We start from the raw sequence: 8179 nt of genomic DNA, 5'->3' as shown, positions 1-8179 counted from the left end.
CGACACCCCCGCCTCGGTCAACGTGTTCAGCCAGCAATTGCTGGAAGACCGTCAGGTGCGCAAGCTCAGCGAAGTGCTGCAAAGCGACGCCTCGGTGGGCGAAAGCTATGCGCCCATCGGCTACTACGAAAACTTCAACGTGCGCGGCTTCGAACTGAACGCCGCCAGCAGCTACCGCATCAACGGTCAGACCATCGCCGGCGAGCAGAACGTGGCCCTGGAAAACAAACAGCAGGTGGAGCTGCTCAAAGGCCTGTCCGGCCTGCAGAGCGGCGTGTCGGAGCCCGGCGGCCTGATCAACTACGTGACCAAGCGTGCCGAAGACGTGCGCAGCGTCACCGTGTCGACCAACGAACAAGGCGAGCGCTACCTGGCCACCGACCTGGGCGGCTGGTTCGGCAGCGAAAAGCAGTTTGGCCTGCGCGCCAACCTGGCCCATGAGGACATCCGCTCTTACGTCGACCACGCCGATGGCAAGCGCGACTTCGCCTCGCTGGCCTTCGACTGGCAGATAAGCCCGGATGCCACCTTGCAACTGGATGCCGAATACCAGCACCGCGAACAACGCTCGGTGCCCGGCTACCAGCTGCTGGGCGGCACCGAAGTGCCCCACGGCATCGACCCGGATGACCGCCTGGCCTACCAGCAGTGGGCAAAACCCGTGCAGAACGACTCGCTGAACCTGGGCGGGCGCTTCGAGTACCGCTTCAACGAGGCCTGGACCGGCACCTTGAGCGCCTCGCGCAGCAAGGTGGTGATCGATGACTACAGCGCGTTTGCCTGGGGCTCGAGCGAAGGCGCGTTCTTCGCCAGCAATGGCGACTACGACATCTACGACTTCCGCAGCCCCGACGACACCCGCCGCACCGATGAGGCACAGGCCATGCTCGCCGGGCGCTTCGAGGCGCTGGGCGTGGGCCATGAACTGACCCTGGGTACCAGCGCGCAGCGGCGCACGCTGGACCAGCGCCCCTACTACAACGAGTGGCTCGGTAGCGGCAATATCTACAGTGGCGCCCCCGCCTTCGCCCCGTCCGACAAGCCGATCGGCGCCAGCGAACGGCGCCTGGACAGCCGCCAGTACGGCCTGTTCATCAGCGACCGCATCAGTTTCAACGAGCAATGGCAGACCGTACTGGGCGCTCGCGAAGTGCGCCTGGATGAAAAGACCTGGGACGAGACCGGTGTTGCCGGGCGCCATACCCGCCAGTACGAGCTGCTGCCCAATGCTGCGCTGATCTACAAGCCGCAGCCGAACACCACCGTCTATGCCAGCTATTCCAAGGGCCTGTCAGCCGGTGGGACTGCGCCCTGGTTTGCCAGCAATGCCGCCGAAATTCTCGCGCCGACCACCTCGCATCAGCTCGAGCTGGGCCTCAAGCACGACTGGCAGGGCCTGAGCCTCAGCGCCGCGCTGTTCCAGATCCGCCAGGCCTACCAGTACGCGCGCCCGGACGGTGCCGGCAACTTCACCTACGTGCAGCAAGGCCGGCAGAAAAACACCGGCCTGGAGCTTGGCGCCAGCGGCTGGGTAACGTCGAACCTGCAGGTGCAGGCCAGCGCGGCGGCCATTCGTGCACGGGTGCAGAACAGCGACACCGATGCCTACGAAGGCCATCAGGCGATCAATGTGCCCAGGTTCCGCGCTGCGCTGCACGCGGAGTACAGCCTGCCGGTGCCGGGGCTGGCGCTGCTGGGTGGGGCGCGCTACAGCGCCAGCAAGTATGCGAGCCAGGCGGGCAATGTGCAGGTGGGCGGGTATACCGTGTTCGATGTGGGTAGCCGCTACCGTACGCAGGTAGGCGGGTATGACACGGTGCTGCGGCTGACCGTGGATAACGTGTTCGACAAACGCTACTGGCGCGATGTGGGGGATTACCTGGGGGACAACTACCTGTTCCAGGGTGCGCCGCGTACTGCCCGGCTGTCGGCTTCGGTCAGCTTCTAGCGGGTTGGGGCCGCAAAGCGGCCCCAAAAAAGTAGCAGAAACAAAAAGCCCCCGAGCTTTTCAACGCGGGGGCTTTTCGTAGAATGTGGCGGTGAAGAAGGGATTTGAACCCTTGATACGATTTCTCGTATACACACTTTCCAGGCGTGCTCCTTCGACCACTCGGACACTTCACCGTTTCTCTTCAAGCCCTGCGGCCTGTCGAGGTGCGCTAATTTAGTGAAAGACATTCCCTTTGGCAAGCATTTTTTTCAAATTTTTCATGTATTTGCACTTGAGCCACGCTGAGCGCTGACCGACCAGTCAGCCTTGCTGCTTTACCTTGCCCCTGGCGCTGGGTAACGTCGTCGCCACGCCAACAAAAGGACTCTGCCATGAGCGAGCTGATTACCTACCACGCCGAAGACGGCATCGCCACCCTGACCCTGAACAACGGCAAGGTCAACGCCATTTCGCCGGATGTCATCACCGCCTTCAACGCCGCGCTCGACCGCGCCACCGAAGAGCGTGCGGTGGTGATCATCACCGGCCAGCCGGGCATTCTCTCGGGCGGTTACGACCTCAAGGTGATGACCAGCGGGCCAAAAGAGGCAATCAGCCTGGTCACTGCCGGCTCCACCCTCGCCCGCCGCCTGCTGTCGCACCCGTTCCCGGTGGTGGTCGCCTGCCCGGGCAACGCCGTGGCCAAAGGGGCCTTCCTGCTGTTGTCGGCCGACTACCGCATCGGCGTCGAAGGGCCGTACAAGGTCTGTCTGAACGAAGTGCAGATCGGCATGACCATGCACCATGCCGGCATCGAACTGGCCCGCGACCGCCTGCGCCGCTCGGCTTTCCACCGCTCGGTGATCAATGCCGAGGTATTCGACCCGCAAGGCGCGGTGGATGCCGGCTTCCTCGACAAGGTGGTGCCGGCCGAGCAGTTGCACGATGCGGCACTGGCAGCGGCGCGTGAACTGAAAAAGCTGAACATGCTGGCGCACAAGAACACCAAGCTGAAAGTGCGCAAGGGGCTGCTGGATGCGCTGGACCAAGCGATCGAGCGGGATCAGCAGCATATGGGCTGACCTTGCGGGCCTCTTCGCGGGTAAACCCGCTCCCACACAGGTATGAATGCCCGTTGTAGGAGCGGGTTTACCCGCGAAAGGGCCGGAACAGACTTACACCAAGGTTTGCCCCAACCAGTGCACACCCGTACACTCCCCCGCGACTGTCTGGTGTGAGTCGTACCATGCTTTACTCGTTGCGCATGCTCCTGCTGGCGCTGCATTTTCTTGTCGTCGGCGCCGTCGGCCTGGTCATTGGCCTGTGCCGCCCCTTCAACCCCGACAACAGCCGCCTGTTCGCCCACCTCTACAGCCTGCCGGCTACCTGGCTGATGCGCATCAGGGTCAAAGCCGAGGTAGGCCCGCTGTGGGACCAGCCGCCCGGCTGCGTGATCGTCGCCAACCACCAGTCCAACTTCGACCTGTTCGTGCTCGGCCAGGCAGTGCCAAAACGTACTGTGGCCATCGGCAAGAAAAGCCTGGGCTGGATCCCGCTGTTCGGCCAGTTGTTCTGGCTGGGCGGCAACGTGCTGATCGATCGCAACAATGCCTACCAGGCGCGCAAGGCCATGCACAAGACCACCCGCGTGCTGCAGGCTGACACCTCCATCTGGATTTTCCCGGAAGGCACGCGCAACCCTGGCGAGCACCTGCTGGCCTTCAAGAAAGGCGCGTTTCACATGGCCATCGAGGCCGGCGTGCCGATCGTGCCGGTGTGCGTCAGCCGCTATGCCGGGCGACTGAACCTGAACAGCTGGCGCCAGCGTACGGTGATCGTGCGCTCGCTGCCGCCGATTGCCACGGCAGGCATGACGGTGCGGGACCTGCCGGTGCTGATCGAACAGTGCCGGGCGCAGATGCAGCAGTGCATTGACCGCATGGAAGCGGAATTGGCCGAAGGCTAAATCGGCGCCCGTGCAGGTTGCCCTCGCGCCGGCTACGGCCCAAGCTGTAACCCGTGTTCAATCGGGGAAGCGCACAACCATGGGGCGAGTCGTGGCATCAGCGGTGTACAGCGCCGGCAGAAAGGTCACCAACATCAGCATCGACGAAGGCAGCGAATGGGCGCGCAAGCCGGGGCACTTCGTGTGGATCGGCCTGGAAGAACCCAACGCCGAGGAGCTGGCCAACCTGCAGCGCCAGTTCAACCTGCATGAACTGGCCATCGAGGATGCCCTGGAAAAACACAGCCGGCCCAAGCTGGAAACCTTCGGCGATGCCCTGTTCATCGTTACGTATTCGCCGGTGCGCCACGAGGGCAAGCTGGAGTTCATCGAAACCCACATCTTCGCCGGCAACGGCTACATCATCACCTGCCGCAACGGCCACTCCAAATCCTATGCTTTGGTGCGCCAGCGCTGCGAGGCGCGGCCATTGCTGCTGGAGCACGGTGAAGATTTCGTGCTGTACGCCCTGCTCGACTTCGTGACCGAGAACTACCAGCCGGTCAGCGAGGCCATTCATGGCGAGATCGAAGAACTGGAGCAAAGCGTGCTCGGCGGTTCGCTGCAAGACGAGGACATCCGCCGCTTGCACAGCCTGCGCCGCGACATCCTGCGCCTGCGCCGCTACGTGGCGCCGATGGTGGAAGTGAGCGAAGAGCTGCAGCGGCTGAGCTTCCCGTTCATCGACAAGAACATGCGCCCGTACTTTCGCGACGTGCAGATCCACGTGACGCGGCAAATGGAAGACCTGGCCGGCATCCGCGACATCGCCAGCCAGACCATCGAGATCGGCATGCTGCTGGAATCGTCACGGCAAAGCATCGTGCAACGCAAGTTCGCGGCCTGGGCGGCGATCCTGGCGTTCCCCACGGCCATTGCCGGGATTTACGGGATGAACTTCCAGAACATGCCCGAGCTGGGCTGGCATTACGGGTATTTCGTGGTGCTGGGGGTGATTGTGGCGGGGTGCACAGGGTTGTATGCCAGCTTCAAGCGGTCTGGCTGGCTGTAAGAGAGCCCGGACCCTATGCAAGTCAGTCAAGGTTAATGGGGCTGCTGCGCAGCCCATCGCCGCGGTTCGTCGCCACGACAAGCCAGGCTCCTACAAGTACGGCGCATGGCTTGAATTTGGTGCGGTCTGTGGGAGCCTGGCTTGCCAGCGATGGGCCGCCAAGCGGCCCCGGCCATCAGGCGGCGTCGTGGTTGCTGGCCGGCTGCTGGATAAACCGCAACATCCATTCGCCCACCAGGTCGCCCTGGTGTTCGGTGGCCAGGCTGGCCACTGCCTTGTGGTACACCTCGTCGCCCAGGTACGCCTGGCGCGCATCGAGCAGCGCGCGGGAGTAGTCGTGGACGAACTCCGGGTGGCCCTGGAAGCACAGCACCTGGTCGCGAATGTGGTACGCCGCATTCGGGCAGAAATCGCTGGACGCAATTACCGTGGCGCCCTCAGGCAACTGGGTCACCTGGTCCTGATGGCTGATCAGCAACGTCAGCTCGGACACTTCCGGGTCCATCCACGGCGCATGGGCCGCCAGCGTGTAGCGGTGGATGCCCACGCCCCAGCCTTTCTCGGCGCGCTCGGCCTTGCCGCCCAGGGTCAACGCCAGCAACTGATGGCCGAAGCACACACCCAGCAATTTCTCGCCACGCTCGTACAGTTTCAGCAGATACGCCTTGAGGGTCTGGATCCAGGCATCGGTTCCGAACGAATCGGCCTTGCTGCCCGTCACAAGGTAGGCATCGAACACTTCATTGTCGGCGGGGTAGTCGCCGTGCATCACGTTGTAGACACAAAATTCGGCGGCGATCGGCTGACGCGAAAAGAGCTGCTCGAACATCCTGCCGTAGCCCTGATACTGCGCGGTCAACTCCGGACGCAGGACATCGGTCTCAAGGATGCAGATGCGTAACGACATAGGAATAGTCCTGAACGACATGAGTGGGAATCTGCTGTAGAGACTGACGCGAAAGGCACGTACAAGCAAGTAGGCTGCACTGACGAACGGTCACATTTTGTCGGTATGTCGCCAGCAGTTGCGCCAGTGTCTAGTCAGAGCATGCCAGCCGGCTGGCACAAGGCCTCATAGCCACACGGAATCGTGCGGGTATACGGTTAGAACAAAGGGTTCTCAAACATGCCTGACACACACCCTACTGTTGGATGTATATGCACTTACAAGAGGCAGGCAGTTCAGGCGCCATCGACGCCACTGCGATCGACCCGCAGTACGACAGGGAAGCCAACGGGTATTCAGGAATAACAACAAGAAGGCGGTCCGCCATGTTCAGACAATCGAAAATTCGCCAAGCTGGGCTCATTCTTTTCGCCACGACTTTGCTGTTGATCTTGCCGAACCTGACACGTTTGTTCGGCTGACTGCGGCGGTGGCGCCAACGGGCAGTGCACAGGTAATCTGCTGGCCTTGATGGTCGGAGATTGCCCATGCGCCGCTGCCTTGCCCTGTTGATGATGCTGCTGAGCCTGCCACTGTCGGCGGCGCAGCTGCACCTGGCGCTGGGCGCCAGCACGCGCGAGTGGAGCAGCGCCGAACTGCTCGGCCACCCGCAGGCGCGTGAAATCAGCATCGAACAGGACGTGTCCTATAAACGCCCCATGCACTATCGGGCGGTGCCGCTGGCCGCACTGCTGGAGGGTGTGAACGCCAGCGACCACCTGCAAGCAGTAGCGCTGGATGGCTTTGCCGCCGAAATGCCTGCTGCGCCGCTGCTGCAGCAAGGGCCTGCACGGGCCTGGCTGGCCGTGGAAGACCCGAGCAAGCCTTGGCCGCCACTGAGCAAGGGCAAGCCGAGCGCCGGGCCGTTCTACCTGGTGTGGACGGCGCCGCAGGCCAGCGGCATACGCCCGGAACAGTGGCCGTTCCAGATTTCCACCCTGCGCCAGCTGTCGCCGGTGGCGCAGCGTTTTCCGGCGCTGCTGCCCGACCCGACGCTGCCTGGCGACAGCGCGGTGCGCCAGGGGTTTGCGTTGTTCCAGCAGAACTGCCTGGCGTGCCATACGCTTAACGGCGCGGGAGATGCGCAGCTAGGGCCGGATTTGAACGTGCCGCACAACCCGACCGAGTATTTCCAGCCTGCTTACCTGCGCAAGCTGATACGTGACCCGCAGAGCCTGCGCCGCTGGCCGCAGGCGAAGATGCCGGGGTTTGCCGAAAGCGTGTTGAGTGAGCAGGAGCTGGATGCGCTGCTGGCCTATCTGGGGCATATGGCCGGGCGCAGGCCTTGACTGCGGTGCCTGGCCATTCGCGGGCATGCCCGCTCCCACAGGGATCGCACAGGTTTCAGGCCTTGTGAATATCTGTGGGCGTGGGCAAGTTTGCGAAAAAGCCACTACGGACCGTCAGGCAGTCAGCCGTTCGTGCTTGACGCCCCAGCCTTCCACTTCACCACCATAAGGTGTCACCAGCTGCTCGAAGGCCTCCTCGAAATCGCCAATCCCGCCATACGTGGCGTACATGACCTTGCTCAGCTCCAGGTGCCAGGCACCGTCGCCCATTTCGGTTACCTGGGCATTGAGGGATTCACCGCGAAACTGCCCGGCCGCACGGCGGGCCCCTGCTTCGTCGGGGAATACGGCATAGAACTCGATGGGGTGGATCCGGGTGAAGTCGAAACCGCCTGCTTTCATCTGGCGCAGGACGTTGCTGCTGATATCGTCGTTCTGGCTGCTCATGAATCGTCCTCCTGAATAAAGCAATGGATAGACTTTCCGTGCACTACGCACCTGCCGGCAGTGGCCGCGCAGTTCGAGCTGATGCAAGACGCGAATAGAAAAGGCACCAACCCGCAGAATAGGCAGGCACCTTCCACCAGCGTAGTGCCTGCAACGGCACCACGCAAACGTGTGGTTCAGGGCGCTTCGTGGATGCTGGTGATGGTGACGCCGCTCTGTTCCTTGAGCCAGCGTGCAGTGGGGGAAATGGCGCGGTCCTGGAAGTCGTTGAGGTCAAGCTCGTCCATCACCGGGAACAGGTGCGAACGGATCGCCCGCGCGGCGTCCTCTTCGCTGGGGATATGCTCGGCATGCAGCAGCAACCTGGACGGTTCGCCTTTCTGGTCGGCAAAGATGACTTCCCACTCTTTCATTGAACGAGCCCTCTCCATCAAATACCACAAGGTGTGTGATGCCTGAATAACTGACCTTGGGGTTGGGAGAATGTTCAGTCTGTGCCGGCCTCTTCGCGGGTAAACCCGCTCCCACACGGATACCATCAACCTCAGGC

General features: G+C 62.6%; 8 protein-coding genes and 1 tRNA gene. 5 read left to right on the top strand and 4 right to left on the bottom strand.

Annotated elements, in window-relative coordinates; translation table 11 throughout:
- Nucleotides 1-1948, top strand: a 1948-nt coding sequence (locus HP546_RS21980; RefSeq protein WP_172229393.1) for a TonB-dependent siderophore receptor, incomplete at its 5' end; no start/stop codon positions are given.
- Between the two features lie 86 nt (nucleotides 1949-2034).
- Here the strand turns inward: HP546_RS21980 and HP546_RS21975 are convergent.
- Nucleotides 2035-2124 (bottom strand) — tRNA-Ser (locus HP546_RS21975).
- A 198-nt stretch (nucleotides 2125-2322) separates the two neighbouring features.
- Here HP546_RS21975 and HP546_RS21970 point away from each other — a divergent pair.
- The 3 genes from HP546_RS21970 (at nucleotide 2323) to HP546_RS21960 (ending at nucleotide 4947) form a co-directional block, all read left to right on the top strand.
- Nucleotides 2323-3012: a crotonase/enoyl-CoA hydratase family protein gene (locus HP546_RS21970; RefSeq protein WP_172229391.1), complete on the top strand. Its 690-nt coding sequence runs from the start codon at nucleotides 2323-2325 to the stop codon at nucleotides 3010-3012.
- A gap of 164 nt (nucleotides 3013-3176) precedes the next feature.
- On the top strand, nucleotides 3177-3896 hold the full coding sequence (locus HP546_RS21965) for a 1-acyl-sn-glycerol-3-phosphate acyltransferase (protein ID WP_172229389.1): 720 nt from the start codon (nucleotides 3177-3179) through the stop codon (nucleotides 3894-3896).
- 79 nt (nucleotides 3897-3975) lie between these two features.
- Complete coding sequence (locus HP546_RS21960; protein ID WP_172229387.1) at nucleotides 3976-4947, top strand: magnesium and cobalt transport protein CorA; 972 nt, start codon at nucleotides 3976-3978, stop codon at nucleotides 4945-4947.
- A 175-nt stretch (nucleotides 4948-5122) separates the two neighbouring features.
- Here the strand turns inward: HP546_RS21960 and HP546_RS21955 are convergent, their stop codons facing one another.
- Nucleotides 5123-5854 (bottom strand): amidotransferase, encoded by a 732-nt coding sequence (locus HP546_RS21955; protein ID WP_172229385.1) that lies wholly within the window; start codon nucleotides 5852-5854, stop codon nucleotides 5123-5125.
- Between the two features lie 527 nt (nucleotides 5855-6381).
- On the opposite strand from HP546_RS21955, the gene HP546_RS21950 reads away from it, so the two are divergent.
- The gene (locus tag HP546_RS21950; protein WP_172229383.1) at nucleotides 6382-7182 is read left to right on the top strand and encodes a cytochrome c; all 801 of its coding nucleotides are present in this window, start codon (nucleotides 6382-6384) and stop codon (nucleotides 7180-7182) included.
- Between the two features lie 114 nt (nucleotides 7183-7296).
- On the opposite strand, the gene HP546_RS21945 is transcribed toward HP546_RS21950, so the two are convergent.
- Nucleotides 7297-7629, bottom strand: coding sequence for a ribonuclease E inhibitor RraB (locus HP546_RS21945; protein ID WP_172229381.1), 333 nt, complete (start codon nucleotides 7627-7629; stop codon nucleotides 7297-7299).
- Nucleotides 7630-7805: 176 nt separating this feature from the next.
- A complete protein-coding gene (locus HP546_RS21940) occupies nucleotides 7806-8042 on the bottom strand; it encodes a hypothetical protein (protein ID WP_172229379.1) in 237 nt (78 codons plus the stop codon).
- Nucleotides 8043-8179: the final 137 nt, after the last annotated feature.

The sequence above is a fragment of the Pseudomonas sp. CM25 genome (assembly GCF_013179705.1).
Taxonomy (GTDB): domain Bacteria; phylum Pseudomonadota; class Gammaproteobacteria; order Pseudomonadales; family Pseudomonadaceae; genus Aquipseudomonas.
Note: the sequence above shows the minus strand (reverse complement) of the source record. Positions and strands in the feature narration are given on the sequence as shown.

Bases quoted from the DNA above. Each gene is read 5' to 3' on its own strand.
- HP546_RS21970 (WP_172229391.1), top strand. From the start codon at position 2,323: ATGAGCGAGCTGATTACCTACCACGCCGAAGACGGCATCGCCACCCTG.
- HP546_RS21965 (WP_172229389.1), top strand. From the start codon at position 3,177: ATGCTTTACTCGTTGCGCATGCTCCTGCTGGCGCTGCATTTTCTTGTC.
- HP546_RS21960 (WP_172229387.1), top strand. From the start codon at position 3,976: ATGGGGCGAGTCGTGGCATCAGCGGTGTACAGCGCCGGCAGAAAGGTC.
- HP546_RS21955 (WP_172229385.1), bottom strand. From the start codon at position 5,854: ATGTCGTTACGCATCTGCATCCTTGAGACCGATGTCCTGCGTCCGGAG.
- HP546_RS21950 (WP_172229383.1), top strand. From the start codon at position 6,382: ATGCGCCGCTGCCTTGCCCTGTTGATGATGCTGCTGAGCCTGCCACTG.
- HP546_RS21945 (WP_172229381.1), bottom strand. From the start codon at position 7,629: ATGAGCAGCCAGAACGACGATATCAGCAGCAACGTCCTGCGCCAGATG.
- HP546_RS21940 (WP_172229379.1), bottom strand. From the start codon at position 8,042: ATGAAAGAGTGGGAAGTCATCTTTGCCGACCAGAAAGGCGAACCGTCC.